The following is a 24,306-nucleotide window of genomic DNA, read 5'->3' on the forward strand; positions in this document are numbered from 1 at the left end:
GACATGTAGACGTCTATACATCTGGATTTCATCCTGACACAATGTGCTACAACAACGCAACAGGGAATTAACGACATGCAGACATTACAGACGACCAGCCTGCGGGTGGCGGATAATCAGCTCTTTATTCTCGATCAGCAGGCGCTTCCGCAGGAGAAATGCTGGCTGGATGCCTCGACGGTCGAGGCGCTGGTAGGGCACATCCACGCCCTGCGCGTGCGCGGCGCGCCGCTGATTGGTCTCTCTGCAAGCCTGCTGCTGGCGCTGCTGGCGGAAAACGGCAAAAGCCGCGACGAGCTGGCGGCGGCGCTGGAAACCCTGCGCGCCTCCCGCCCGACGGCGGTGAACCTGATGAACAATCTCGACCGCATGAAGATTGCGCTGTGGCAGGAAGAGTATGTTCCGGCGCTGGTGGCCGAAGCGCTGCGCCTGATTGACGAAGACAAACGGCTTTGCGACGCGATTGCCAAAGCCGGCAGCGCGCTGGTGAAGCCCGGCAGCCGCCTGCTGACCCACTGCAATACCGGCGGGCTGGCAACGGCGGGCGTCGGCACCGCATTGGGCGTGATTGCCCGCGCGCATCAGGAGGGTAACGTCAGCAACGTCTGGGTGGATGAAACCCGTCCGCTGCTGCAGGGCGGCAGATTGACCGCGTGGGAGCTTGGCGAGCTGGGCGTGCCGTATCAGCTGATTACCGATTCCATGGCCGCCAGCCTGATGGCGAAAGGGCTGGTAGACGCCGTGTGGGTGGGTGCAGACCGTATTGCCGCCAACGGCGACGTGGCGAACAAAATAGGCACCTATTCCCTGGCGGTGCTGGCGAAATTCCACGGCATTCCGTTCTACGTGGCCGCGCCGCAAACGACCCTCGATCCGGACTGTCCGAACGGGGACGCGATACCGATTGAGCAGCGCGCCGCCAGCGAGGTGACGGGCGTAGCCGGAAGCTTTGGCGCGGTGCAGTGGGCGCCGGAAAACGCGCAGGTTTATAACCCGGCGTTTGACGTTACGCCTGCCTCACTCATTAGCGGCTGGGTGCTGGACAGCGGTGTGGTCACGCCGGAAGCGGTGGCAAACGGGAAATTCGCCTGAGTCCGGCTATCCTTTAAGGGGTTCCCTTAAGAGGACACTATCGTGACGCTCGATCCTGAAACTGACTTAAAACTGGAGCGCGTGGTGGATGCCCCGCGCGACCTGCTGTGGCTGTGCTGGACCACGCCGGAACACATCAAAAACTTCTTCATTCCTGCTCCCCACAAGGTGACCGAATGCGACCTCGACCTGCGCGTGGGCGGGCGGTTCAACACCGTGTTTGAGGTGGACGGTCAGCGGATGGATAATCGGGGCGTATTTCTTGAAATCGATCCGGGTCAAAAGCTGGTCTTTACCGACGGCTATACCGAAGGCTGGAAACCGGCCGAGAAGCCGTTTATGACGGCGATCCTGCTGCTGGAAGATGTGGGTGAGGGCAAGACCCGCTACACGGCGATTGCGCGTCATCCGACGAAGGAAATCCGCGAGCAGCATGAGCAGATGGGCTTCCACGAAGGGTGGGGGATTGTGCTGGATCAACTGGTGGGGTACGTGAAGGGACTGGCGCGTTGAATCTCGAACGGCCTGAGGCCCTCATCCCGACCCTCTCCCACAGGGAGAGGGAGACAAGATTATGCTAACCGTGGATACGCATCCGCAATGGCATCGCCCGTAAACTGCGCCACCCAGCCTTCCGGGTTATCGAAAATACGGATCGCCGTAAAGTTCGGTTCCGAGCCCATATCAAACCAGTGCGGCGTGCCCGCGGGAACGGAAATCAGGTCGTTTTTCTCGCACAGCACCTGATACACCTCATCGCCAATGTGCAGGCAGAACAGCCCCGCGCCTTCCACGAAGAAGCGCACTTCGTCTTCGCCGTGGGTGTGTTCGTTCAGGAACTTCGCGCGCAGCGCCTCTTTCTGCGGGTTGTCGGCGCGCAGGCTGATCACGTCCCAGCTCTGATAGCCTTTCTCTGCCACCAGCTTGTCGATCGCATGCTGATATACCTCGATCACGGCTTCAGGTGCGGGATCGTGTCCTAAATCGCGATCCGCAGCCCAGCGTTCAAACCGCACGCCTTTAGCGTTGAGCTGCTGGGCGATCTCGGCGGCATCGGTGCTGTGCCACTGGTGTTGACTGGCGTCTTTATCGGAATAAATGGTCAATGCGCTCATGAAGGGATCTGCTCCGGATTAATCTCGTCAAACTGGTGGACCTGATGGTGATGGCTTGCGCCGTCATCATCACCGCGAATCAGCTGCAGGGTGCGAAAACCTGCCTGTTCAGCCGCGTCCAGCTCCTGATGAATATCGGACAGGAACAGGATCTGCGACGGGGCAATGCCCGTTTGTGCCGCAATGTTCTGATAGGACTGCACCTCGCGCTTGGCGCCGATGTGGGTATCAAAATAGCCGCTGAACAGATGAGTAATATCACCTTCGTCGCTGTAGCCAAATAACAGTTTCTGCGCGGCGACGGAGCCAGAGGAATAAACATAGAGATCAATCCCTTGCGCTTTCCACTTTTCCAGCGCAGGCAGTACGTCCGGATAGAGGTGGCCGGTAAAGTCGCCGTTCACGTAGCCGTCATGCCAGATGATCCCCTGCAGGGCTTTGAGCGCCGTGGATTTGCGGTCTTCATCCATAAAGGCAAACAGGGCGTCGATAAGCTCGCTAACGCTGGCGTGCGGGTGACCGATTTCATCACGCAGGTTGTCCAGAATGGATTTGACCGGCTCGGCGTACTGCTGCGCGGTCACGAAGGCCGCCAGCCGCTCACGCGCGTAGGGGAACAAAACGTCATGGACAAAACGGATATCGCTGGTGGTCCCTTCAATATCCGTCACAATCGCGCGAATCATACTCTCTCCAGTTGTCGTAAACGCATTTCGCATTCAAATAAGAATTCTAATCCTTCCAGATGACGGCGGGCCTCGGCCACGTCGCGTCCCCAGCAGGTTAAGCCATGACCGCGCAGAAGAAAACCATAATTAAGCGGGCGTTCCTGTGCGTAATGGGCGATTCGGGAGGCGAGGGCGTCGATATCCTGGTCGTTATCAAAGACCGGGATAGCCACCGTATCCAGATGCGTGGTCTGCCCGGTGAGGGATTTTTGCATCTCAAAACCGCTGATGTTGAGCTCGGCTTCTTTGACCAGACGCGACAGCACCGTGGCGTTGACGGTATGAACGTGCAGGACGGCGTTGGCTTCCGGGAACAGGCGATAAATCAGCGTGTGAAGACCGGTTTCCGCCGACGGCCTGCGGCCAGACGGCGCGCGGTTGGTGGCAATTTCAACCTGCAGAAAGTCCGCCGTTGTCAGGCTGCCTTTGTCTTTGCCGGATTCGCTGAGCCAGCAGAGGCGTTCGTCCTGACGCACCGACATATTGCCGCCGGTGGCGGGCGCCCAGCCTTTGGCGCCAATCCAGCGGCAGGCGTCGACAAGATGTGTGAGTTGCAGGTTGTCTGTCATTTCCTTTTACCCTCGCGGCCAGGAATATTCATATGGTTTAGACGTCTAAGCGTCTTGATTGCCAAAGACTAACATCGTGTTATAGTGGCAGCAACATAAGTATTACAAGCAGGCACAACACAATGAGCAATAACGCATTGATTCCGAAGAGTAAACTTCCCAATCTTGGTACTACCATCTTTACGCAGATGAGCGCTCTGGCGCAGCAGCACAACGCCATTAACCTTTCTCAGGGCTTTCCGGATTTCGACGGCCCGACCTATCTGCAGGAGCGCCTGGCGTACCACGTGGCGCAGGGAGCGAATCAGTATGCGCCGATGACGGGCGTGCAGGCGCTGCGGGAAGCCATTGCGGATAAAACGGCGGAGCTGTACGGCCATAAGCCCGATGCGAACAGCGACATTACGGTGACGGCAGGGGCGACCGAAGCGCTGTATGCGGCCATCACCGCGCTGGTGCGTACGGGCGATGAAGTTATCTGCTTTGATCCGAGCTACGACAGCTATGCGCCTGCGGTTGAACTCTCCGGCGGCGTGGTGAAGCGCGTGGCGCTTCAGCCGCCGCATTTTCGCCCCGACTGGCAGGCGTTTGCTGCGCTGCTGAGCGATAAAACCCGCCTTGTGATCCTGAATACCCCGCACAACCCGTCGGCGACGGTGTGGCAAAAGGCCGATTTCGCCGCGCTGTGGCAGGCGATTGCGGAACGTGAAATATACGTGTTAAGCGATGAAGTCTACGAGCACATCTGCTTTGCTGAAGAGGGACACGCCAGCGTGCTGGCCCACCCGCAGCTTCGCGAGCGCGCCGTCGCCGTCTCGTCATTCGGTAAGACCTACCATATGACCGGCTGGAAAGTGGGCTACTGCGTCGCACCGGCGGCTATCAGCGCCGAGCTGCGCAAGGTGCACCAGTACCTGACCTTTGCCGTGAACACGCCGGCTCAGCTGGCGCTGGCGGATATGCTGCGCGCCGAGCCGGAGCACTATCGCGAGCTGCCGCACTTCTATCGTGAACGTCGGGATCTGTTCGTGACGGCGCTAAGCAAAAGCCGTCTGGAAATTTTGCCCTCAGAAGGGACCTATTTCCTGCTCGCCGACTACAGCGCGGTATCGGATCTGGACGACGTGAGTTTCTGCCAGTGGCTGACGAAAGAGGTGGGCGTGGCCGCCATTCCACTGTCGGTATTCTGCGCCGATCCCTTCCCGCATAAGCTGATTCGTCTTTGCTTTGCGAAGCAGGAATCGACGCTGCTGGCGGCGGCAGAGCGTCTTAACACGCTCTGATTATTTCACCGTCCAGGCTTCTGAGTAACGGCGGTCTGCAAACAGCTCCAGCAGACCGTTGATTTGCTTGAGGCGCAAGACTTCATCGCCGTCCATTCCCAGCTCCTTGCTTATTCTCTCGTCATTCCAGCCAAGCTGCACCAGCTCGCGAACGATCTCCGACATGGCGTTAATCTGGTGTCGACCCCGCGCCCGGTTGTGACGAATAGTGGCAGCCATACGGTCATGTTTATCCTGTCGGTCCTGGCGCAGGAAGGTGACGGGGAGATACCCCTTGAGCTGATGCTTCAACGCCGCCCGATTTTTACCGATTTCATGGCGATGAAAACCATCCACAATTTCGTAGTGTTGCGGTTTACTTTCTGTCACAACGATAGGTTGAGTGAATCCATCGAGCTCCAGCGACTTACTGAGCAGCCGTTTTTCTGGTGGCGCAACGTTATTGGGGTTGTAGTCGTTAGCGGTAATAGCGTCCTGTTTGATCCAGAGGACGCAGTCTATCGGTTGCTCACGAAACGGACTGTGTTGATGGATCGCTTCACGAAAAGCATTTATGGCGTTAATGCGATCCTCTTCGGGAAGTGACTGAAGGTACGTTTCTATCTCGTTGATTAGTCTTTGTCGCATAATATGCCCCACTCCTTGCGTTTCGCCTTCACTCTGTCGCTGTAGCGCTGATAATGTTTGGGTTTGTTTGGGCTGAACGATAGCGCCCTGCACCAGTAGTCGTTATTGAGGAGAACCTTACAAATACGGCGCCATGAGGGAATATCTTTGGCACCGATATCACCGTCCTGGGTATCGGGAATATCCTCCAGGCCTCTCTTCTGATACCAGTGCAGATAAATGGCGATTTTATTGCGGTAATGCTCAGCCGTATGTTGCGGCATGCTGTCGAGGAGCAGCATGGCATATTCCCGCCAGCACAGATGTTCGGGTTTCAGAATTTTTCGATGACCATAAAAATGGTTATCGTGTCCGGCATACATCCCCCCGCTGCGCGCACCGCTCACGCGTTCACACATGGCCGCCCAGCGATCGGGTTCAACAACGTGGTAGAGCCATAATCCCTGGCGCTGCTCCGGGCCAAAAGGTTCACAAATACGCATGTAGCGTAGCGGCACGCCGGCCTGAAACATCAGGTCATAGAGCGGGTTATAGCAACATCCCGATTTGGCGAACCAGGTCCATATATCGGCGGTTTTCCAGTCGTAGAGAGGGTAGATATACCAGGCATGTCCTCCCGGAGCGACGGTGGTCCAGGGCTTATCGTCGGCAAACCGCTGCTTGCGCGCCGACGCGATAGCCAGAAAACGGTTGTAAGACTCATCGGCGCGGATGCCAATCAGAACTGCTGCCGGGCGATTGCGAGAGAACCAGTCGGAGAAACTGCGGACAAAGGTTTCAAACGTCATGCCTGGCTGGTAGAAGGGAAAAAAAGCGGGATCGGTTATCGCATCGTCAGGTGGCTGGCGGACCCATCGGTTGCCGGGTTCCCAGCATTGCCATTCCGGCTGGAATTGCGAAAGTGAATTTTGCGTTGTCAGGGGAAGCGCGATCCACCAGAAATGGTCGATGACATCGCTGTACAGCTCGCGCATATGTTCCACATGGGTAATGGTATGGGAAAACTGCGCTTCCCAGTCGATAAAGAGCACATCTATTTTAATGTTCATCAGTCGCGCCTGTCGGGCAACCAGATGCAGCATGACGGTGGAGTCTTTACCACCTGAAAAAGAGACACAGGTTCTGGGTAAATTTTCGAGAGTCCATTTTATTCGCTCCCGGGCAGCAGTAAGTACATCCTGATTTATAGGGTATTTATAAAGTGACATGCTTATTCTCATCCTGAGGGATAAATACCTGACTGTAGCGTCAATACTAGAGAGCGGATTATAACAGTCAATCATTAATTGGATATGTAACGGATATGTCGCGTAATTTTATAACGGTGGTGAATGTTTTAACGGTGTGGTTCCCATTTTTTGCGAGAACCACAGAAATATCTCACGGTAAGGATATTTCTTCAATAAAGCTCGCGAATGCCGAGCTATTGAGCGCGGAACGATTGTACATCATGTAAATATCAATACTGGGTAATTGAGTATCTGTTTCCACTTTGCGCAGGTTGAGGGCTGGCCCATATTGTTCGAAGGCCGGTGCGGGCACTAATCCTATGAGGTCGGACGAACCGATCGCCGACAGAAGGGATATAAAAGAGTCGCTACGATAGACGATATTTCTTTCGAATAACAGGTTATCGGCCTTTTCCTGATAGCCTTTGAAGCTGTTCTCATCGTTCAGCCAGGCGGTGAAGTTTTCATTCAGAATCTCTTCACGCGTAGGATTTTCGCTGAGACGGGGATGACCCTCCCGACAAACGAGAACGAAAGGAAGCTTATGGTAGAGGCTACAGGCGATAGAGTGACTGTTCGAAGAAGAAAACGAAAATATCAGGTCGGCTCTTCGGTAGGCTAAGAGATCTTCCGCAGAATCAGGAGAAAGAAAAACATCATGCAATTCAATTGAATAGTTATGGTTGTCCATGAGCAGTTTTATAGGGTCAAGCGTTGCTTTCGTACTCATAAAATGCGGGCAATAAATGACAAAGTTCTTCTTCAACCCGCTGCTGTGCATGATATTGATAGTCTGCTCCAGCTGGTTCAGGTTTTGTTCCAGATGATGATGCAAATTGACGCCGACGGTCGTGGGCGTGATCCCTTTACCGGAACGAATAAACAGAGGATCGTTAAGTTGTCCTCTCAGACGTTGCAGTGACTGGCTTACGGCAGAGGGGGTGATATACAGCGTCTCGGCGGCTTTACTGATACTAAGGTGTTGGTAAATGCACTCGAAAATGACTAACAGATTAAGATCGAATTTTTTAAGGTCATAGAGGTTTGCCATGTTTCGTCCTGAGGGTACTGCGTTTGCTGTGGTTATCATATAACTGATAACAATAGTTTGAGGCTAACCATTTATAACTCTTTTGGTTAGCTCTCTTAGTTTTAAATTAAAATCATCTTAATATATCACGGTGGCACATTATTGAAATGGCGCGTCAAAAGCGATTGAGATGATTTTATCTTAGAAAAAGGGTGCGATCATTTTAAATGACAATTGTCATTTATATATTGCGATGGTTTTATAATAAAAATCAATTGATAGCGCTCCGGAATGATGTTCGACACAACCTATCACAGCCATAGGCAGGAATGCCTCTCTTATGGATTGCTCAATCCCTGCGCGGGTGGTGTAATCAAACGGCTGTTACCGCCTTGATATAAAGGGTTGTAGAGCGCAACGCAACGCCAGTTTCGGCTGGCACTGAATGTACCTGCGGGGAATTCAGGTATCAGGGCCGCCCGTTGAGGCGGCCTTTTTACTTTCAGGCTTTCCTGTAAAAGGTTCACCTTGTTGTCTTGTCGACGTTGTAAGGTTTGGCTGATTGATTTGATAAAGCATACGCATTAGCCCCGATGAATAAAGTTGGTTACCTTACATCTCAACGAAAACACGGAGGAAGTACAGATGTCTTTGATTAATACCAAAATTAAACCTTTCAAAAACCAGGCGTTCAAAAACGGTGAGTTCATCGAAGTTACCGAGAAAGATACCGAAGGCCGCTGGAGCGTCTTCTTCTTCTATCCGGCTGACTTTACCTTCGTTTGCCCGACTGAACTGGGTGACGTTGCAGACCATTACGACGAACTGCAGAAGCTGGGCGTAGACGTTTACTCTGTCTCTACCGATACCCACTTCACCCACAAAGCATGGCACAGCAGCTCTGAAACCATCGCGAAAATCAAATACGCGATGATCGGCGACCCGACTGGCGCCCTGACCCGTAACTTCGACAACATGCGTGAAGATGAAGGCCTGGCTGACCGCGCCACCTTCGTTGTTGACCCGCAGGGCATTATCCAGGCTATCGAAGTTACCGCTGAAGGTATCGGCCGTGATGCTTCTGACCTGCTGCGTAAAGTGAAAGCCGCTCAGTACGTGGCTTCTCACCCAGGCGAAGTGTGCCCGGCGAAATGGAAAGAAGGCGAAGCAACGCTGGCTCCATCCTTAGATCTGGTTGGTAAAATCTAAGTTTTGCCCATCCGGCAATCAATGGGCGCACCCGCGCCCATTTCATTCCAGCACCATGATGCAAGTTGCATTCAGGCCGCCCGTATAAGGCAGCTTGCATGATGACGTCTTAAGAGAGGGAAGAACAATGCTCGACACTAACATGAAAACCCAGCTCAAGGCCTACCTTGAGAAACTGACCAAACCCGTTGAGCTGATTGCCACGCTGGACGACAGCGCAAAATCGGCAGAGATCAAGGAACTGCTGGCGGAGATCGCCGAGCTGTCGCCGAAAGTGACCTTCAAAGAAGACAACGCGCTGCCGGTCCGTAAGCCCTCTTTCCTGATTACCAATCCAGGCTCCGATCAGGGACCGCGATTTGCCGGTTCGCCGCTGGGCCACGAATTTACTTCACTGGTGCTGGCGCTGCTGTGGACCGGTGGTCATCCGTCAAAAGAAGCGCAGGCGCTGCTGGAGCAGATCCGCGATATCGACGGCGATTTTGAGTTTGAAACCTATTACTCGCTCTCCTGCCACAACTGCCCGGACGTGGTGCAGGCGCTGAACCTGATGTCGGTCCTGAACCCGCGCATCAAGCACACGGCAATTGACGGCGGTACCTTCCAGAATGAAATCACCGATCGCAACGTGATGGGCGTTCCGGCGGTCTACATGAACGGCAAAGAGTTCGGCCAGGGCCGTATGACGCTGACCGAAATCGTTGCCAAAGTGGATACCGGTGCTGAAAAACGTGCGGCGGAAGCGCTGAACAAACGCGATGCCTACGACGTGCTGATCGTCGGTTCCGGCCCTGCGGGTGCGGCGGCAGCGGTGTACTCCGCGCGTAAAGGTATTCGTACCGGCCTGATGGGCGAACGCTTTGGTGGCCAGGTGCTCGATACCGTGGACATCGAAAACTACATCTCCGTACCGAAGACCGAAGGCCAGAAGCTGGCGGGGGCGCTGAAGGCGCACGTCAGCGACTATGACGTAGACGTGATCGACAGCCAGAGCGCCAGCAAGCTGGTTCCGGCCGCAGTAGAGGGTGGTTTACACCAGATTGAAACCGCGTCCGGCGCGGTGCTGAAAGCGCGCAGCATTATCATTGCCACCGGTGCGAAATGGCGCAACATGAACGTCCCGGGCGAAGATCAGTACCGCACCAAAGGCGTGACCTACTGTCCGCACTGCGACGGCCCGCTGTTTAAAGGTAAACGCGTGGCGGTGATCGGCGGCGGTAACTCCGGCGTGGAAGCGGCTATCGACCTGGCGGGGATTGTTGAGCACGTTACCCTTCTGGAGTTCGCTCCAGAGATGAAGGCCGACCAGGTTCTGCAGGATAAAGTTCGCAGCCTGAAAAACGTCGATATCGTACTGAACGCGCAGACCACGGAAGTGAAGGGCGACGGCAGCAAAGTGACGGGCCTGGAATACCGCGACCGCGTGAGCGGCGACGTGCACAGCGTTCAGCTGTCAGGGATCTTCGTGCAGATTGGTCTGCTGCCAAATACCACCTGGCTGGAAGGGGCGATTGAGCGCAACCGCATGGGCGAAATCATCATCGATGCGAAGTGTGAAACCAGCGTGAAAGGCGTGTTTGCGGCGGGCGACTGCACCACCGTGCCGTACAAACAGATCATTATCGCCACGGGCGAAGGGGCGAAGGCGTCTCTGAGTTCCTTTGACTATCTGATTCGCACCAAAACCGCATAATAGAAGAAAGTAAGGCTACACCTGCAATAGCGAGAGGCCACCGAAAGGTGGCCTCTTTTTTTATCTTACGACCATCACCGGTATGTGGGTGTAGCGGATCACGCTGGAGGCGTTAGAGCCCAGCAGATGCGTGGTAATGGAAGGGTTGCGCGAACCGATGACCACCACGTCTGCTTTCAGTTCGTTCGCCAGTTCGTTTACCGCATCGCGTACGCTGCCGAATCTGACGTGCGTTTTGATGCGAGAAGGGTCGATGCTGAAGTGGCTGACCATGGTTTGCAGGCGCGTTTCCGCTTCATGCTGCAAATGCTCCTCGAAGCGGCGTACATCGGCGGCAAAGCGGTGCAGGCTCAGGCTGGCGGAGCCCGGCAGTACGTGCAAAAGATGGATAACACCGTCCTGCTGCGCCAGGAACTCCGCATGGCGAACGGCCTTGTCGCTCAGCTCCATCTCAAAAACATCAACCGGCATAATGATTCTCTGATACATACCCGTTTCTCCTTGTTTATAAACGCTGTACTCATTCAACCATAAAAAATAAATGGTTTCTGTAAGCGCTCCGTCAGTTTTCTTATCTCACCAGGATAAATCTCAAAAGCCCCGTATTCCGGGGCAGACCTTCAGGGATAGCTACCCTTATACACTTACCTGGAACCTTTCGGAGGTCGCATGAAAGCACTTACGTATCACGGTCCGCACCATGTTCGCGTCGAGAATGTACCCGATCCCATTATCGAACAGCCCGACGATATCATTCTGCGCGTCACGGCCACTGCTATCTGCGGCTCCGATTTGCATCTCTATCGCGGAAAGATCCCGAAGGTGCAGCACGGCGACATTTTTGGCCATGAGTTTATGGGGGAAATCGTCGAGTGCGGCGCAGAGGTGAAGAATTTGCAAAAAGGCGATCGTGTGGTGATCCCCTTTGTCATCGCCTGCGGAGACTGTTTCTTCTGTCGTCTGCAGCAATACGCAGCCTGTGAGAATACCAATGCCGGGCAGGGCGCCGCGCTTAACAAAAAGCAAATTCCCGCGCCGGCCGCGCTGTTTGGCTACAGCCATCTCTACGGCGGCGTGCCGGGGGGACAGGCGGAATATGTCCGCGTGCCAAAAGGCAACGTCGGGCCGTTTAAGGTACCGCAGCTTCTTTCCGATGATAAGGCGCTGTTCCTGTCCGATATTTTGCCCACGGCCTGGCAGGCGGCAAAAAATGCGCAGATTGAAAAAGGCTCAAGCGTTGCGGTTTTCGGCGCCGGGCCGGTGGGGCTACTGACCATTGCCTGCGCGCGGCTGTTAGGGGCTGAGCAGATTTTTGTTATCGATCACCACCCGTACCGTTTGCGATTTGCCGAGGCGCGTTACGGCGCAATTCCCATCAACTTTGATGCTGATAACGACGCGGCGGAAAAAGTCATCGAACAGACCGCTGGCCAGCGCGGCGTTGACGCCGTGATTGATGCGGTAGGGTTCGAAGCGAAAGGTAGCACCACCGAAACGATCCTCAGCAATCTTAAAATTGAAGGCAGTAGCGGCAAAGCGTTGCGGCAGTGCATTGCTGCCGTTCGACGCGGTGGCGTAGTTAGCGTACCCGGCGTGTACGCCGGGTTTATTCATGGCTTCCTGTTTGGCGATGCCTTTGATAAGGGGCTGACGTTCAAAATGGGCCAGACGCACGTCCATGCCTGGCTGGGTGAACTGCTGCCGCTGATCGAAAAAGGGCTGCTTACCCCGGAAGAGATCGTGACCCATTATCTCCCCCTGGCTGATGCGGAACGCGCCTATAAGGTATTCGAAAAACGGGAGGAGGAGTGCCGGAAGGTGATTCTGGTCCCTGGTGCAGAAACACCCGAGGCCGCAGAGCAGAAAGTTAAGGGCCTGGTAAATGCTTTCCCCGGTGGCGTTGCATGAATACTCGCCTAGCTGTGGCGTTCAAGATAAAGCACGGCCATGACGATAATCGCCGCAATAATCAGAAAAATAAGTGTGATAGCCAGTATCTCACTCATGACCGTCCCCACGGCACCAAAACAGATTAAGCGTGGATTAAGGGCTTTTTGCGCGATATAAGAAAATGGGGTGAATTTACGGAAAGAGGATGCGGCTGCATCCTCTGTGCAAAGCGGGGGCGCTTGTTCAGAAGTGGTTAACGCAGGTAATCGCCCGCGGCTTCTGGCTGGTAGAGCAACGCCAGCACTTCAAGATGAGCAGAGGCGCCGCCCGGCAATTCCCAGTGGATGGTATCGCCCGTGCGCAGGCCCAGCAGTGCGGCACCCACAGGCGCAAGAACAGAAAGCTGTGCGCTGCTGTCGGTCATCTGAGCCGGGTAAACCAGTGTGCGGGTCAGCTCTTCACCGGTGGTCAGGTTGCGGAATTTTACCTGGCTGTTCATGGTGACCACGTCATGCGGCATCGTCTCAGGCGTGCACATCTGCGCCCGGTCGAGCTCCTCATTCAGGGCGTCGGCCACGGGAAGTGAGGCAAACTCTGCTTTTTCCAGCAGCCTGTCGATACGTTCTGCGTCGAGCTCATTGATGATAATTGTAGGTCTGGACATTTTTACTCCATGTCGTTAATGCTGCGTGTAACGCAGAAACCAATCCAAAAGAAAACCCTCGCCGTCTGGCAGCGAGGGTTTAACTCTCCCGATGATACTGGCTGAGCGCGCAAGTTTGAAGTGATGAAGGTCACATTCATGGTCCATATGAATTTTCGCTGAAATTTATTCAGTCTTCATTCCGGGCGGAATACGTTACGCTGAGTGTCCTGAACCCGGGCGTTGCCCACCAACGAGAGAGAATTATGTACTTCTACCAACCGTCTCAGGGTCACGGCCTGCCGCACGATCCGCTGAACGCCATTATTGGTCCACGTCCGATCGGCTGGATCTCCTCATGCGATAAGGCCGGTCAGCTGAATCTCGCACCGTACAGCTTCTTTAACTGCTTTAACTATCGCCCGCCGATCATCGGTTTTTCCAGCAACGGCTGGAAGGACAGCGTGCGTAATATTAACGAAACAAAAGAGTTTGTCTGGAACCTCGCAACCCGCGATCTTGCCGAAGCCATGAACCAAACCTCTGCCATGCTTCCTCACGATCGGGATGAATTTAGCTTTGCCGGACTCACGCCGGCGGCGAGTCAGCTGGTTAGCACGCCGCGCGTCGCGGAAAGCCCTGTAAACTTTGAGTGCCGCCTGTCGCAGTGCATTCAACTGACCGGTGCCGACGGCACACCGGTTGATACCTGGCTGGTGCTGGGGGAGGTGGTCGGTATCCATATTGCCGAAACGCTGCTGGAAGAGGGGATTTACCAGACGGCGAAAGCGCAGCCCATCCTGCGTGCGGGTGGGCCGACGGCGTATTATGGCATCAGTGACGAAAACCGGTTTGATATGGTGCGCCCGGGCGCGGCTCAGTAGCCGGCTTTATCAATCACGAACTGTTTTCCGCAGTTACCTGGATGTGGCTGCGGGGCAAATGACGCCGCAGAAAGCGGGTTGTTAATGGTGTCCGCCTTAAGCGAAACCTGCATCTCGGTCAGATACGCCGGATTGCCGTTGCAGGTCAGCTTGATCGCTTTGATGTTTTCTTTGCCCCAGCTTTTGGCAACGGCAATGTCAAAGTCGCTGCGATTGACGGTTTTCCCGTAATTATCGGCGAGGAATTTACCAACCGCGCTGTTTTTAACTTCCTGATTCATCCGCACCATCGTGCCGAAATAGGCATCCGGATCGAAACCAAAGCAGACGCCATGTTTGGCATATTCATAACGTTCCAGGCAGGAATTACCGCCCGCGCCCGGCATCACGTCGTTGAGCTTTGCGGCCGCGGAAAGCGACAGTCCGGTTTCGGCTGCATTGCATTTGCGGCTGGCCTTCACTTCCGGCATGTTCGGGATAGGGCGCGTGGCGCAGCCAAAACGCATCCATCGACGCTCATCCACGCCGCGTGCGGCAATAGATTTCGGCAGGCCAGGCCATAGACCGTGAACGGTCAGAAAATCGGCTTTATTATCGCGCTCTTTTTGCAGGCGACATTCGTCAGGTTCATTGCGGTTGCGCTCGACCATGCTCTGGCAAAACCCGGTTTGCCAGGACAGCGCCAGCACATAGCGATCGAAATCGCCATACTGTGTTGCCTTCAGCGGTTCCGCCTGAGCGGAGAAGATACAGAGAGCAAGCGCCATTGCGCCAGACGGGATGACGATATCCTTCCTGAACATATGATTTCCTGATCGAATGAGCACGATTTATTTCTGGAAGTTATTAAAGCACAAAAAGCGCCCGCAGGCGCTTTTTGGATATCCATAATTTAGCTTAGGCCGCGCCGGGTACCAGCACTTCCGTGGCGATAATCACGATAATCAGACCAACTATAACGGGCACTGAGGTGCGTTTGACGACTTCGAATGGCGAGATTTTCGCCATCCCGGCAACGGCGACGACCACACCCGACACCGGCGAAATGGTACGACCCAGGTTTGACGCCTGCAGCATGGGAATGGAGAGGTAGGCCGGGTTTATACCGGAGGAGTGAGCCAGTTTCGGGATCATCTCAACGAAAGCGTAGAAAGGCGCATTACCGGAACCGGTGGTCATGGCTGCCAGCATGGTGAGCACCACCAGAACCAGCATCAGGATAATACTGGCCGAGCCGAACGAGGTGGCGATAGAAATCAGGCTCTGGATAAAGCCGATCGTGCTCAGACCCTGGGCAAAAACGCCCGCTGCAACCAGCAGGATCACCACGCCAGCGAAGGCATCCGCCATACCGCGATACGCAACTTCCAGACCCGAGAAGACTTTTTGCGTGTTAAAACCGCGTACAAACTCCAGCACGGCGGCCAGCAGCATACAGATGACCAGAATGGTGATGATGTGCAGCTGTGGACCCCATTTGCCGTCAAAAATCAGCACTCCGACGATCGGGGTGAACGGCAGAATGGCGTAGAACGCGGGAGCCGTCGTGGTGATCTCACTCACGTCCATCATTTCATGGCTGATGTTTTCTTTCTTATCGAGATAGCGCTGCCAGAAGAAATGCGCGATCCCCATGCCCACGATGGCAACAATCGAGATTGGTAACGTGGTTTTAAAGGCGAAGTCGATGAGTGACATCTCCGCCGCCTTTGCCGCCAGCACGACGTCGCCGGAGGTCGGGGAGAGAATAATCGCTGCCGGAGACGCGCAAATTGCCGCGGCGGCGCCACGGCTGATACCGACGTTCACCATAACCGGGAACAGCGTCGCCATGAGCAGTACGCCAAGTCCGGTAGCTGACGAAACGGCCAGCGACATGAGGCAGGCGAGGAAATAGGCGGCGACCATCAGCAGATACGGCGAGTTGATGTATTGCAGGGGTTTGGAGGCAAGCTTAACGACCATGTCGTTGGCGCCGATGTGGGTCATGTAGGCTGCAAAACCGCACAGCATCATGATCATCATACCCAGATCACCGCCGCGGCTCATGAGCAATATTTTAATGTATTCAACAATATCTGTAGCAGTGTAACCGGTACTGGTCGCGCTGGCAGGTAACACCTGGTGCCCCATTATTGCGCTGATAATCAGCAGCGTTAAACCGCCGACAAATAATACGCCCGTGGCCGAGTAGCCTTTAATGATGTAGCGTGCGACGCCGACAATGACGACGACTCCAATAAGGAGTTCGAATAACGTAAGCATGATTTCCCCTGTATCTCTGCTGCAATGGAGCACAAAAATCAATAAAAAAAGAAGGATGAAAATGTGCCGAATAAATGTTCTGTTCTTGCTGATTAAAATCAATAAACTGACGACTAAAGAACAGAACAACCGTGTTTTTGCCATGGTCCATACATTTATGTCATGAGGTCCTTGACCCTCAGAAACTGCGCAACATGTCATTAATAATGATAACAAATTGTTAATGCTTTGTGTGGTTTTACAAGTTACTGATTAACAATGCCAAATGGTAAAAGTCACACATCTTGTGGGCTTATTTGAACGTATCGTCGGCTTTCTTTAAGAATATTCCCGGGAAGTGGCCGAATAATTAGGAATAACGCCGATGCCGTTAAGCCTTTATTCAACTATGTTGTGGTAAACTTTGCCTCGAATACTAAGAATGGTAATTGCATTGTGATTGTACGTAATACATTTTTCTCTATTTTGTTGTTTATTTTTGGGCAGTTAACGTTTTCTTCTGTTGCACAGGCAGAAGAAACCGCGACGGATAAAGGCTGGTTTTCAACCTTTACGGATAATGTTTCCCAGACCTGGACGGCACCTGAACATTATGATCTCTATGTCCCGGCAATAACGTGGCATGCGCGTTTTGCTTATGACAAAGAGAAAACCGATAAATACAACGAGCGTCCGTGGGGCGCGGGTTTTGGCCAGTCCCGCTGGGATGAAAAGGGAAACTGGCATGGTATCTATCTGATGGCCTTCAAAGACTCGTTTAATAAATGGGAGCCGATTGGGGGATATGGTTGGGAAAAAACCTGGCGCCCGCTAGCGGACGAGAACTTTCACGTCGGTTTGGGCTATACCGCCGGGGTCACTGCACGTGACAACTGGAAATACATTCCAATCCCGGTGCTGCTGCCTTTGGCCTCTATTGGCTATGGCCCCGCAACGTTCCAGATGACCTACATTCCGGGTACGTACAACAACGGTAACGTTTACTTCGCCTGGATGCGTTTTCAGTTTTAACTGACAAAACGTTACATGCTGGTGATAAAACGCGCAGGTCTTGATTCATAAGCGATAAAAATCTGTCAGTGAAAATTAACGCGACTTTAGTCACTTTTTATCAAAGATCCGCTGGACAAAAGGTCCCACAATTGATGTACTGATATCCGACACAGCATTTGTGTCGTTTTTTAATGTAAAGGTAATTTTGATGTCTAAGATTAAAGGTAACGTTAAGTGGTTTAATGAGTCCAAAGGATTCGGTTTCATTACTCCTGAAGATGGCAGCAAAGACGTGTTCGTACACTTCTCTGCAATCCAGTCTAATGGTTTCAAAACTCTGGCTGAAGGTCAGCGTGTAGAGTTCGAAATCACTAACGGTGCCAAAGGCCCTTCTGCTGCTAACGTAATCGCTCTGTAATTCAGACGCGTCAGCAAGAATTTCAAAACCCGCTCACTGAGCGGGTTTTTTTCGTTTTGAATCAGCCAAGCAGATACGTTTTCAGGAAGCTGGCAACGATCAGCACGCTCAACAACACCATTCCTGCGTTCATCAGACTCTGTTTCATTCTGTCACCCTCGTTCAGTACTGTATCCAGAGTGACAGAGAAAAATTAAGCCAACATTAACGATTCGGTTGTTAATGCGCGCTTGCGGAAGAAAAGAGCCAAAATGCGATCCCCGTCATCGCAAACGAGCCGAACAAATTGATCGCCATATTCATCAGCGCCCACCCGATACGGCCTTCCTGAAACAGAAAAACCGTTTCCGCAGAAAAGGTTGAGAAGGTGGTCAAACCGCCGCAGAATCCGGTGGTAATCAATACCTTCCACATTGGGTCGATGTGCGTCATTCGATTAAACCAGGCCAGCCCCATACCAATGATGAAAGCACCAATCAGGTTTGCGGCAAGCGTCCCCATGGGAATCGCCTGATGCAGGGGATTAAACCGCATACTCAAAAACCATCGCGCAACGCTACCCGTTCCCCCACCAATAAAAACGGCTAAAAGTAGTTGTAACACGCTTAATACCTGCTATTTGATGTGTAAGAGTAGCGAGTTTAACGCCGTTTATGATGAGGGGACAAATATGTATGTAGCGGTAGGGCAGTTTGCCGTCACGCCTGACTGGCATGTGAATGCGAAAACATGCGTCAACCTGATGATGCAGGCCCGACAGAAAGGCGCGTCGCTGTTGGTTCTCCCCGAGGCGCTGCTGGCCAGAGCTGATAACGACCCGGATTTGTCCGTGAAGTCCGCGCAGCCGCTGGATGGCGAATTCTTACAGCAATTGCTCGCCCAAAGCGCAGGCAATACGATGACGACGATCTTAACGATCCATGTTCCCTCAACGCCGGGTCGCGCGGTGAATACGCTGGTGGCGATTCGTGACGGGGCCATCGTCGCACGCTACGCCAAGCTTCATCTCTATGATGCGTTCAGCATCCAGGAGTCGCGACGCGTTGACCCCGGAGACGATATCCCACCGCTGCTGGAGATTGACGGATTCAGGATCGGGCTGATGACCTGCTATGACCTGCGTTTTCCCGAGCTGGCGCTGCATCTGGCGCTGCAGGGGGCGGACGTACTGGTGCTGCCTGCCGCGTGGGTCAGAGGGCCGTTAAAAGAGCACCACTGGGCAACGCTGCTTGCGGCGCGCGCGCTGGATACCACCTGCTATGTCGTTGCCGCAGGAGAATGTGGCACGAAAAACATTGGGCAAAGCAGGGTAGTTGATCCGCTGGGGGTGACGATCGCCGCTGCCGCTGAAGCCCCGGATTTGCTGGTGGCGGAGATAAACTCAGAAAGAATTGCGCTTGCGCGTCAGCAATTACCCGTACTTCGCAATCGTCGGTTTGCGCCACCGCAATTATTGTGATGTTTTTTTCAACAATGCTTGATTCACCTTGTTACAGATTGCTATTGTGTGCACGCGCTAAATGACCGTTAATACATTCAGGTTTTGGCGCTGAATGCAGCCTGTTTTAAGTAAAGAAGGTATCTATGGGTGAGATTAGTATTACCAAACTGCTGGTGGTTGCCGCACTGGTCGTCCTGCTGTTTGGTACCAAGAAGTTACGCACGCTGGGTGGTGACCTGGGGGCTGCCATCAAAGGCTTTAAGAAAGCGATGAACGATGATGATGCAGCGGCGAAGAAAAGCGCCGAGGATGACGTCCCGGCAGACAAGCTTTCTCACAAAGAGTGACGGCAACGCCTGAAGGCTTGCGAAAAAAAACCGGCTCATTAGGCCGGTTTTTTTGTATTACTGTAAATGAATATTACAGCATTATTTAACTTCTTCGCCTTTAGCCTGCATATCGGCATGGTATGAGGAGCGAACGAATGGGCCGCAGGCTGCGTGGGTGAAGCCCATCGCCATCGCTTCGGCTTTCATTTCATCGAACTCGTCCGGACTCACGTAGCGCTGTACCGGTAGGTGGTGACGGCTTGGCTGCAGATACTGGCCCAGGGTCAACATGGTCACACCGTGGCGGCGAAGATCGCGCATCACCTCGATGATTTCATCATTGGTTTCACCCAGACCCACCATCAGACCAGACTTGGTCGGAATATGCGGATGCGCTTCTTTGAAACGCTCCAGCAGCTTCAGGGACCAGTTATAGTCAGCGCCCGGACGCACCTGACGGTAGATACGCGGCACGTTCTCCAGGTTGTGGTTAAACACATCTGGCGGCGTTGCGGTGAGGATATCCAGCGCGCGGTCCATACGGCCACGGAAGTCAGGCACCAGCGTCTCGATTTTGATGTTAGGGCTTTTCTCGCGAATGGCCGTAATGCAGTCGGCGAAGTGCTGAGCACCACCGTCACGCAGGTCGTCACGGTCAACGGATGTGATAACCACATAACGCAGCGCCATGTCGGCGATGGTCTGCGCCAGTTTTTGGGGTTCGTTAGCATCAGGCGCGACTGGACGGCCATGAGCAACATCGCAGAACGGGCAGCGGCGGGTACAGATAGCACCCAGAATCATAAACGTCGCGGTACCGTGATTGAAACATTCAGCAAGGTTCGGGCAAGAGGCTTCTTCACAGACGGAGTGAAGGCCATTCTTGCGCATCGCCGCTTTGATCCCCTGGATACGCGAAGAGTCGGCCGGAAGTTTGATTTTCATCCATTCCGGTTTTCTTAACAGCGCCTCGCGCTCTGTAGCCACGTTTTTAACCGGGATAAGGGCCATTTTATCGGCATCGCGGTATTTAACACCGCGTTCCATCACAATGGGTTTACTCATAGCGTGCGTGTTCCAGTTGCGAATATCGAAGGAAAGCGTTTCAATTCAAGGGAATGTTGTATTTATCAACTATTTTTGAACGAACGACAGGCAGTATATCATTGAAACGGTCGTTAAAGCAGCCTGCCAGATCGCCAATTTGTAAAATAGTTGTTGTTTTGTGCCTTTTGCCCTGCGGGTTGCAGGGACTTGTGCTGGCTAAACCTGTCAGAAGGCCTGACGGATAATGCGGATGACGTTTTCCAGGACCGGATCGCGCAAACTCAGCTTGTTGTAATGCAGTGAAATCTCGATGGATTCCGCATTAAGCTGACTGAGCGGGATGCTTTCCAGCGGCCAGCATTTTTGTAGCAGGCTGTACAGGCGTGATGGCATAACGCACAGCATGTCGCTGCTGCCGATCAGGGAAGCGGTGGTAAACATATTGTAACTGCTGAAGCTGATCTGACGTTCCGGGAAAATTTCATCAATGCGCTGACGAAGTGCATGATTAGATTGCCCTTCGGTCATGAAAGATGAGTGATCGTAGTTGCGCAGGTTTTCGATGGTTAACGGCTCGCTAAGAGCAGGATGCTGCTGGCGGCAAACCAGTACCAGGTTATCCGCATAAAGCACATTTTGCCCCAGCGCTCTGGCACTGAAGCTGCCGCTTTCAATAATCAGGTCCGTCTGGAACTGGGCAAGCTGAATGTCTGGTTCATTGAGAGGCACATTGCGTAGCAAAAGCTGCGGCGCATGCTCTTTCACGGCCTGAAAGATCGCAGGCATGACCAGCACCCCTACAGAAGGGGAACAGCCGATGGTGATGGTTCGCTGCTTATCATAGCTTCCGGTTAAATCAAGTGCGCCCAGAATCGACTCAAGCCCCTGGCTGATGTACTCATGAAGATGGGTAGCGTAAGCCGTCGGCGTTACCCCCTGGCCCTTACGGATAAATAACGGGTCAGGAAATATAGCGCGAAGCTTTTGGATTGACTGACTTATTGCTGATGGCGTGAGATTAAGAATTTTCGCAGCGTTAACGATACCCTTATGGACATATACTGCCTCAAAAATAGTCAGTAAATTGAGATCAATATTACGTAAAGTCCGAAAAATTTGCGGCTTGTCTTCGCCACCGGGTTCATTCAGTCGTTTGGCCGGTAAATTATTATACTCCACGCTTTCACTCCGTATACATTCACAATATGAATGATAGTTGAATTTATTTATTATGCTTGTAGAGATTCGTAAAGTGTTGGTTTTGTTTCACTTGTTTATCAAAAACAAACAGTTGTGTGATAATTGCTCACATTACTTATGCCGTGTTTGCCATGCTTGCTGGAGGCTAAATAATATGTAGCGATAATATTCGGGCGCTTCGAAAATATAGAATCCGCGGATTATTGTAAAGCGCAAAAGCGGTAAATAAACAGCGGCCCGTCAAATTAGCGAGCCCTGTAGTATGATATATTAAGCAGGGATATATTCGTGCGGGGGATTGTTAAGTAGTGCTAACATATGCTTTAAAAGCACGGGACGAATATGTTCTGGCGTAGCGGTTTCAACCCACTGACACATTTGCGTCATTTCCATGCCGGCGTAGCCGCAGGGGTTTATGCGCTGGAAAGGCGCGAGATCCATATTAATATTCAAGGCCAGGCCATGGAATGAGCAGCCTTTACGAATACGCAGCCCCAGAGAACAAATCTTCATTTCCCCAACGTAGACGCCCGGCGCATCGGCGCGCGGATGCGCGTCAATACCATATTCTGCCAGGGTGTTGACGACAGTGTTTTCAAGTAAGGTCACCAGTTCACGCACGCCCAGCTTTCTACGCTTCAGATTGAGCAGGACGTACATCACCTGCTGCCCGGGCCCATGATACGTGACCTGACCGCCGCGATCGCTCTGAATAACCGGGATATCTCCCGTCATTAGCAAATGCTCTGCTTTACCCGCCTGGCCCTGCGTAAATACCGGCAGGTGTTCGACCAGCCAGATTTCATCTGGGGTGCTGTCATCGCGTGAATCGGTGAAGTCATGCATGGCCTGGGAGACAGGCTCATAAGGTTGCAGCCCGAGGTGACGGACCAGAATTTTATCCTGATACAAAACTGCGTCTCCGAAGACGAGGGACAAAAGGTGTGGGGGAGTATATCACAGCGGGGGAGAGGGGTTACCCGGCAAACCGGGTAACCGCAAAGGGACTACAGCACCATACGAACAATTTCGATATTGCCGAGCTCTTCGTACAGCGTTTCCACCTGCTCAATGTGTGTCGCAGTGATGGTAATAGAAACCGAGTGGTAGTTGCCCTTGCTGCTTGGTTTTACTGACGGAGAGTAGTCACCCGGCGCATGGCGCTGTACCACTTCAACCACCTGATCAACCAGCTCAGGTTTCGCCAGACCCATTACTTTGTAGGTAAATGAGGTAGGGAATTCAAGCAGTTCGTTAAGTTTGGTTTTCATGTCAGCTCCGGCGTAACGTCAAAAAATAATAACTCCCACGTCAGGTGGGAGTTATCAGGATACTTAGTATATGGGGATCAAAATCACACTTTCAAGTGTTCAATTTTTAACCAAACCAGTGATGGAACATCAATTTAATGTAATCAATGATTTTGCCGAAGAAATTGCCTTCAGGAATTTCCTGCAGGACAACCAGCGGACGCTGATCGATCGTTTTTCCATCCAGCTGGAAGTTAATCGTGCCCACAACCTGGTTTTTCTGCAGCGGGGCGTGCAGTTCGGTGCTGTTCAGAACGTAGCTGGCTTTCAGATCCTTCATACGACCGCGTGGAATGGTCAGGTAGAGGTCTTTATCAACGCCGAGTGAAGCACGGTCGTTGTCGCCGAACCAGACGGGTTCAGACGCAAACTCTTTGCCTGCTTTCAGTGGGTTCACGGTTTCGAAGAAGCGGAAGCCCCAGGTCAGCAGTTTCTTGCTTTCGGTTTCACGACCTTTAAAGGTACGGCCGCCCATCACGGCAGAGATCAGACGCATCTGACCTTCAGTGGCAGAAGCCACCAGGTTGTAGCCTGCTTTGTCGGTGTGGCCAGTTTTGATGCCGTCAACGTTCAGGCTGTTATCCCACAGCAGGCCGTTACGGTTGGTCTGACGAATACCGTTGAAGGTGAACTCTTTCTCTTTATAAATAGAGTATTCATTAGGGACATCGCGGATCAGCGCCTGACCAATCAGGGCCATATCACGTGCGGAGCTGTACTGACCGTCTGCGTCCAGGCCGTGTACGGTCTGGAAATGGCTGTTTTTCAGACCCAGCGCATTCACGTAGCTGTTCATCAGGCCCACGAATGCGTCCTGGCTACCGGCTGCGAAATCGGCCATTGCCACGCAGGCATCGTTACCAGACTGCAGGTTGATACCGCGAATCAGCTGGGAAACAGGAACCTGCATACCCGGCTTCAGGAACATCAGAGAGGAACCTTTGAATACAGGGTTCCCGGTTGCCCACGCATCGTTACCGATGGTGACCAGATCCGATTCTTTGAATTTACCAGCCTTCATCGCCTGGCCGATAACGTAGCTGGTCATCATTTTGGTCAGGCTGGCCGGGTCACGGCGGGCATCGGCATTCTGTTCTGCCAGCACTTTGCCAGAGTTGTAATCGATCAGGATGTAGGATTCCGCGTCGATTTGCGGAACGCCAGGGATCATGGTCTTGATATTCAGGTCATCGGCGTGAGCTGCAGAGAGCGCAGCCGCGCAAAGGGCCGTGGTCAGCGCCATGCGCTGCACAAAACGAGCAGAAAAAGTGGTCTTCATGGTCAGAACTACGACATCCGTGATGGAATTAA

The 24,306-nt window shown here is 53.2% G+C and carries 28 protein-coding genes; 11 read left to right on the plus strand and 17 right to left on the minus strand.

What is annotated here, in order from left to right:
• Window positions 1-75 precede the first annotated feature (75 nt).
• Both mtnA and F0320_RS05440 read left to right on the plus strand, forming a co-directional pair.
• On the plus strand, window positions 76-1,092 hold the full coding sequence (mtnA, locus tag F0320_RS05435; protein WP_126329019.1) for an S-methyl-5-thioribose-1-phosphate isomerase: 1,017 nt from the start codon (window positions 76-78) through the stop codon (window positions 1,090-1,092).
• 42 nt (window positions 1,093-1,134) lie between these two features.
• Window positions 1,135-1,605: an SRPBCC family protein gene (locus F0320_RS05440; protein ID WP_126329018.1), complete on the plus strand. Its 471-nt coding sequence runs from the start codon at window positions 1,135-1,137 to the stop codon at window positions 1,603-1,605.
• Between the two features lie 59 nt (window positions 1,606-1,664).
• On the opposite strand, the gene F0320_RS05445 is transcribed toward F0320_RS05440, so the two are convergent.
• The 3 genes from F0320_RS05445 to F0320_RS05455 are packed head-to-tail and all read right to left on the minus strand — an operon-like array spanning window position 1,665 to window position 3,504.
• Window positions 1,665-2,207, minus strand: a complete 543-nt coding sequence (locus tag F0320_RS05445; RefSeq protein ID WP_126329017.1) for a 1,2-dihydroxy-3-keto-5-methylthiopentene dioxygenase — start codon at window positions 2,205-2,207, stop codon at window positions 1,665-1,667.
• Window positions 2,204-2,893 carry an acireductone synthase gene (mtnC, locus tag F0320_RS05450; protein ID WP_023334872.1) on the minus strand — a complete coding sequence of 230 codons (690 nt, stop codon included), beginning with the start codon at window positions 2,891-2,893 and terminating at the stop codon, window positions 2,204-2,206. The genes F0320_RS05445 and mtnC overlap by 4 nt, the downstream gene beginning before the upstream one ends.
• Window positions 2,890-3,504: a methylthioribulose 1-phosphate dehydratase gene (locus F0320_RS05455; RefSeq protein WP_033144913.1), complete on the minus strand. Its 615-nt coding sequence runs from the start codon at window positions 3,502-3,504 to the stop codon at window positions 2,890-2,892. Before F0320_RS05455 ends, mtnC begins: the two co-directional genes overlap by 4 nt.
• A gap of 122 nt (window positions 3,505-3,626) precedes the next feature.
• Between F0320_RS05455 and F0320_RS05460 the strand changes: the two genes are divergently transcribed.
• Window positions 3,627-4,787 (plus strand): pyridoxal phosphate-dependent aminotransferase, encoded by a 1,161-nt coding sequence (locus tag F0320_RS05460; protein WP_126329016.1) that lies wholly within the window; start codon window positions 3,627-3,629, stop codon window positions 4,785-4,787.
• On the opposite strand, the gene F0320_RS05465 is transcribed toward F0320_RS05460, so the two are convergent.
• The 3 genes from F0320_RS05465 to citR form a co-directional block, all read right to left on the minus strand.
• A complete protein-coding gene (locus F0320_RS05465; RefSeq protein WP_047650561.1) occupies window positions 4,788-5,414 on the minus strand; it encodes an IbrB-like domain-containing protein in 627 nt (208 codons plus the stop codon). It abuts the gene before it with no gap.
• Window positions 5,399-6,622 carry a phosphoadenosine phosphosulfate reductase gene (locus tag F0320_RS05470; RefSeq protein WP_126329015.1) on the minus strand — a complete coding sequence of 408 codons (1,224 nt, stop codon included), beginning with the start codon at window positions 6,620-6,622 and terminating at the stop codon, window positions 5,399-5,401. The genes F0320_RS05465 and F0320_RS05470 overlap by 16 nt, the downstream gene beginning before the upstream one ends.
• Before the next feature lie 172 nt (window positions 6,623-6,794).
• Complete coding sequence (citR, locus tag F0320_RS05475) at window positions 6,795-7,694, minus strand: DNA-binding transcriptional repressor CitR (protein WP_149323810.1); 900 nt, start codon at window positions 7,692-7,694, stop codon at window positions 6,795-6,797.
• 624 nt (window positions 7,695-8,318) lie between these two features.
• On the opposite strand from citR, the gene ahpC reads away from it, so the two are divergent.
• Window positions 8,319-8,882, plus strand: a complete 564-nt coding sequence (ahpC, locus tag F0320_RS05480) for an alkyl hydroperoxide reductase subunit C (protein WP_008501015.1) — start codon at window positions 8,319-8,321, stop codon at window positions 8,880-8,882.
• Window positions 8,883-9,009: 127 nt separating this feature from the next.
• The gene (gene ahpF, locus F0320_RS05485) at window positions 9,010-10,575 is read left to right on the plus strand and encodes an alkyl hydroperoxide reductase subunit F (protein WP_047650564.1); all 1,566 of its coding nucleotides are present in this window, start codon (window positions 9,010-9,012) and stop codon (window positions 10,573-10,575) included.
• A gap of 60 nt (window positions 10,576-10,635) precedes the next feature.
• On the opposite strand, the gene uspG is transcribed toward ahpF, so the two are convergent.
• A complete protein-coding gene (gene uspG, locus F0320_RS05490) occupies window positions 10,636-11,064 on the minus strand; it encodes a universal stress protein UspG (protein ID WP_149323809.1) in 429 nt (142 codons plus the stop codon).
• Between the two features lie 180 nt (window positions 11,065-11,244).
• Here uspG and F0320_RS05495 point away from each other — a divergent pair, with 180 nt between their 5' ends.
• Window positions 11,245-12,483, plus strand: coding sequence for a zinc-dependent alcohol dehydrogenase (locus tag F0320_RS05495; RefSeq protein WP_126329013.1), 1,239 nt, complete (start codon window positions 11,245-11,247; stop codon window positions 12,481-12,483).
• Window positions 12,484-12,491: 8 nt separating this feature from the next.
• Here the strand turns inward: F0320_RS05495 and yldA are convergent, their stop codons facing one another.
• Window positions 12,492-12,581 carry a small membrane protein YldA gene (gene yldA / locus F0320_RS05500; RefSeq protein ID WP_274518173.1) on the minus strand — a complete coding sequence of 30 codons (90 nt, stop codon included), beginning with the start codon at window positions 12,579-12,581 and terminating at the stop codon, window positions 12,492-12,494.
• Window positions 12,582-12,718: 137 nt separating this feature from the next.
• Window positions 12,719-13,129, minus strand: coding sequence for a nucleoside diphosphate kinase regulator (gene rnk, locus F0320_RS05505; RefSeq protein WP_023310734.1), 411 nt, complete (start codon window positions 13,127-13,129; stop codon window positions 12,719-12,721).
• A gap of 245 nt (window positions 13,130-13,374) precedes the next feature.
• Here rnk and F0320_RS05510 point away from each other — a divergent pair, with 245 nt between their 5' ends.
• Window positions 13,375-13,992 carry a flavin reductase family protein gene (locus F0320_RS05510; protein ID WP_126329012.1) on the plus strand — a complete coding sequence of 206 codons (618 nt, stop codon included), beginning with the start codon at window positions 13,375-13,377 and terminating at the stop codon, window positions 13,990-13,992.
• Here F0320_RS05510 and rna read toward each other — a convergent pair.
• Window positions 13,986-14,759 (minus strand): ribonuclease I, encoded by a 774-nt coding sequence (gene rna, locus F0320_RS05515; protein ID WP_374693099.1) that lies wholly within the window; start codon window positions 14,757-14,759, stop codon window positions 13,986-13,988. The two genes, F0320_RS05510 and rna, sit on opposite strands and share 7 nt — an antisense overlap.
• 130 nt (window positions 14,760-14,889) lie before the next feature.
• Window positions 14,890-16,257, minus strand: a complete 1,368-nt coding sequence (dcuC, locus tag F0320_RS05520; RefSeq protein ID WP_023310737.1) for an anaerobic C4-dicarboxylate transporter DcuC — start codon at window positions 16,255-16,257, stop codon at window positions 14,890-14,892.
• A gap of 435 nt (window positions 16,258-16,692) precedes the next feature.
• On the opposite strand from dcuC, the gene pagP reads away from it, so the two are divergent.
• Both pagP and cspE read left to right on the plus strand, forming a co-directional pair.
• Entirely contained in the window at window positions 16,693-17,268 is a 576-nt protein-coding gene (gene pagP, locus F0320_RS05525; RefSeq protein WP_126329010.1) for a lipid IV(A) palmitoyltransferase PagP, read from the plus strand.
• Window positions 17,269-17,458: 190 nt separating this feature from the next.
• On the plus strand, window positions 17,459-17,668 hold the full coding sequence (gene cspE, locus F0320_RS05530) for a transcription antiterminator/RNA stability regulator CspE (RefSeq protein ID WP_002439184.1): 210 nt from the start codon (window positions 17,459-17,461) through the stop codon (window positions 17,666-17,668).
• Between the two features lie 219 nt (window positions 17,669-17,887).
• Here the strand turns inward: cspE and crcB are convergent, their stop codons facing one another.
• On the minus strand, window positions 17,888-18,271 hold the full coding sequence (gene crcB, locus F0320_RS05535) for a fluoride efflux transporter CrcB (RefSeq protein ID WP_126329009.1): 384 nt from the start codon (window positions 18,269-18,271) through the stop codon (window positions 17,888-17,890).
• Between the two features lie 67 nt (window positions 18,272-18,338).
• Here crcB and F0320_RS05540 point away from each other — a divergent pair, with 67 nt between their 5' ends.
• On the plus strand, window positions 18,339-19,127 hold the full coding sequence (locus F0320_RS05540) for a deaminated glutathione amidase (protein WP_126329008.1): 789 nt from the start codon (window positions 18,339-18,341) through the stop codon (window positions 19,125-19,127).
• A gap of 125 nt (window positions 19,128-19,252) precedes the next feature.
• Window positions 19,253-19,456, plus strand: coding sequence for a twin-arginine translocase subunit TatE (gene tatE / locus F0320_RS05545; RefSeq protein WP_023310742.1), 204 nt, complete (start codon window positions 19,253-19,255; stop codon window positions 19,454-19,456).
• Window positions 19,457-19,537: 81 nt separating this feature from the next.
• Here the strand turns inward: tatE and lipA are convergent, their stop codons facing one another.
• The 5 genes from lipA to dacA all read right to left on the minus strand — a co-directional run bounded on the left by lipA (window position 19,538) and on the right by dacA (window position 24,274).
• Complete coding sequence (lipA, locus tag F0320_RS05550; RefSeq protein WP_028019480.1) at window positions 19,538-20,503, minus strand: lipoyl synthase; 966 nt, start codon at window positions 20,501-20,503, stop codon at window positions 19,538-19,540.
• 207 nt (window positions 20,504-20,710) lie between these two features.
• Window positions 20,711-21,664, minus strand: coding sequence for a YbeF family transcriptional regulator (locus F0320_RS05555; protein WP_032665064.1), 954 nt, complete (start codon window positions 21,662-21,664; stop codon window positions 20,711-20,713).
• A gap of 291 nt (window positions 21,665-21,955) precedes the next feature.
• Window positions 21,956-22,597: a lipoyl(octanoyl) transferase LipB gene (gene lipB, locus F0320_RS05560; RefSeq protein WP_126329007.1), complete on the minus strand. Its 642-nt coding sequence runs from the start codon at window positions 22,595-22,597 to the stop codon at window positions 21,956-21,958.
• 95 nt (window positions 22,598-22,692) lie between these two features.
• Window positions 22,693-22,956, minus strand: coding sequence for a DUF493 family protein YbeD (ybeD, locus tag F0320_RS05565; protein WP_006177135.1), 264 nt, complete (start codon window positions 22,954-22,956; stop codon window positions 22,693-22,695).
• 106 nt (window positions 22,957-23,062) lie between these two features.
• Window positions 23,063-24,274, minus strand: a complete 1,212-nt coding sequence (gene dacA, locus F0320_RS05570) for a D-alanyl-D-alanine carboxypeptidase DacA (RefSeq protein ID WP_032638844.1) — start codon at window positions 24,272-24,274, stop codon at window positions 23,063-23,065.
• Between the last annotated feature and the right edge of the window lie 32 nt (window positions 24,275-24,306).

Origin of the sequence: Enterobacter dykesii (genome assembly GCF_008364625.2) — a bacterium.
Lineage (GTDB): Bacteria > Pseudomonadota > Gammaproteobacteria > Enterobacterales > Enterobacteriaceae > Enterobacter > Enterobacter dykesii.

Coding starts and splice junctions, on each gene's coding strand:
- F0320_RS05455 (WP_033144913.1), bottom strand. CDS start 3,504: ATGACAGACAACCTGCAACTCACACATCTTGTCGACGCCTGCCGCTGG.
- dacA (WP_032638844.1), bottom strand. CDS start 24,274: ATGAAGACCACTTTTTCTGCTCGTTTTGTGCAGCGCATGGCGCTGACC.
- F0320_RS05460 (WP_126329016.1), top strand. CDS start 3,627: ATGAGCAATAACGCATTGATTCCGAAGAGTAAACTTCCCAATCTTGGT.
- ahpC (WP_008501015.1), top strand. CDS start 8,319: ATGTCTTTGATTAATACCAAAATTAAACCTTTCAAAAACCAGGCGTTC.
- F0320_RS05465 (WP_047650561.1), bottom strand. CDS start 5,414: ATGCGACAAAGACTAATCAACGAGATAGAAACGTACCTTCAGTCACTT.
- uspG (WP_149323809.1), bottom strand. CDS start 11,064: ATGTATCAGAGAATCATTATGCCGGTTGATGTTTTTGAGATGGAGCTG.
- ahpF (WP_047650564.1), top strand. CDS start 9,010: ATGCTCGACACTAACATGAAAACCCAGCTCAAGGCCTACCTTGAGAAA.
- F0320_RS05540 (WP_126329008.1), top strand. CDS start 18,339: ATGTATGTAGCGGTAGGGCAGTTTGCCGTCACGCCTGACTGGCATGTG.
- F0320_RS05495 (WP_126329013.1), top strand. CDS start 11,245: ATGAAAGCACTTACGTATCACGGTCCGCACCATGTTCGCGTCGAGAAT.
- lipA (WP_028019480.1), bottom strand. CDS start 20,503: ATGAGTAAACCCATTGTGATGGAACGCGGTGTTAAATACCGCGATGCC.
- yldA (WP_274518173.1), bottom strand. CDS start 12,581: ATGAGTGAGATACTGGCTATCACACTTATTTTTCTGATTATTGCGGCG.
- citR (WP_149323810.1), bottom strand. CDS start 7,694: ATGGCAAACCTCTATGACCTTAAAAAATTCGATCTTAATCTGTTAGTC.
- rna (WP_374693099.1), bottom strand. CDS start 14,759: ATGGCGCTTGCTCTCTGTATCTTCTCCGCTCAGGCGGAACCGCTGAAG.
- dcuC (WP_023310737.1), bottom strand. CDS start 16,257: ATGCTTACGTTATTCGAACTCCTTATTGGAGTCGTCGTCATTGTCGGC.
- cspE (WP_002439184.1), top strand. CDS start 17,459: ATGTCTAAGATTAAAGGTAACGTTAAGTGGTTTAATGAGTCCAAAGGA.
- tatE (WP_023310742.1), top strand. CDS start 19,253: ATGGGTGAGATTAGTATTACCAAACTGCTGGTGGTTGCCGCACTGGTC.
- mtnC (WP_023334872.1), bottom strand. CDS start 2,893: ATGATTCGCGCGATTGTGACGGATATTGAAGGGACCACCAGCGATATC.
- ybeD (WP_006177135.1), bottom strand. CDS start 22,956: ATGAAAACCAAACTTAACGAACTGCTTGAATTCCCTACCTCATTTACC.
- rnk (WP_023310734.1), bottom strand. CDS start 13,129: ATGTCCAGACCTACAATTATCATCAATGAGCTCGACGCAGAACGTATC.
- F0320_RS05445 (WP_126329017.1), bottom strand. CDS start 2,207: ATGAGCGCATTGACCATTTATTCCGATAAAGACGCCAGTCAACACCAG.
- mtnA (WP_126329019.1), top strand. CDS start 76: ATGCAGACATTACAGACGACCAGCCTGCGGGTGGCGGATAATCAGCTC.
- F0320_RS05510 (WP_126329012.1), top strand. CDS start 13,375: ATGTACTTCTACCAACCGTCTCAGGGTCACGGCCTGCCGCACGATCCG.
- F0320_RS05470 (WP_126329015.1), bottom strand. CDS start 6,622: ATGTCACTTTATAAATACCCTATAAATCAGGATGTACTTACTGCTGCC.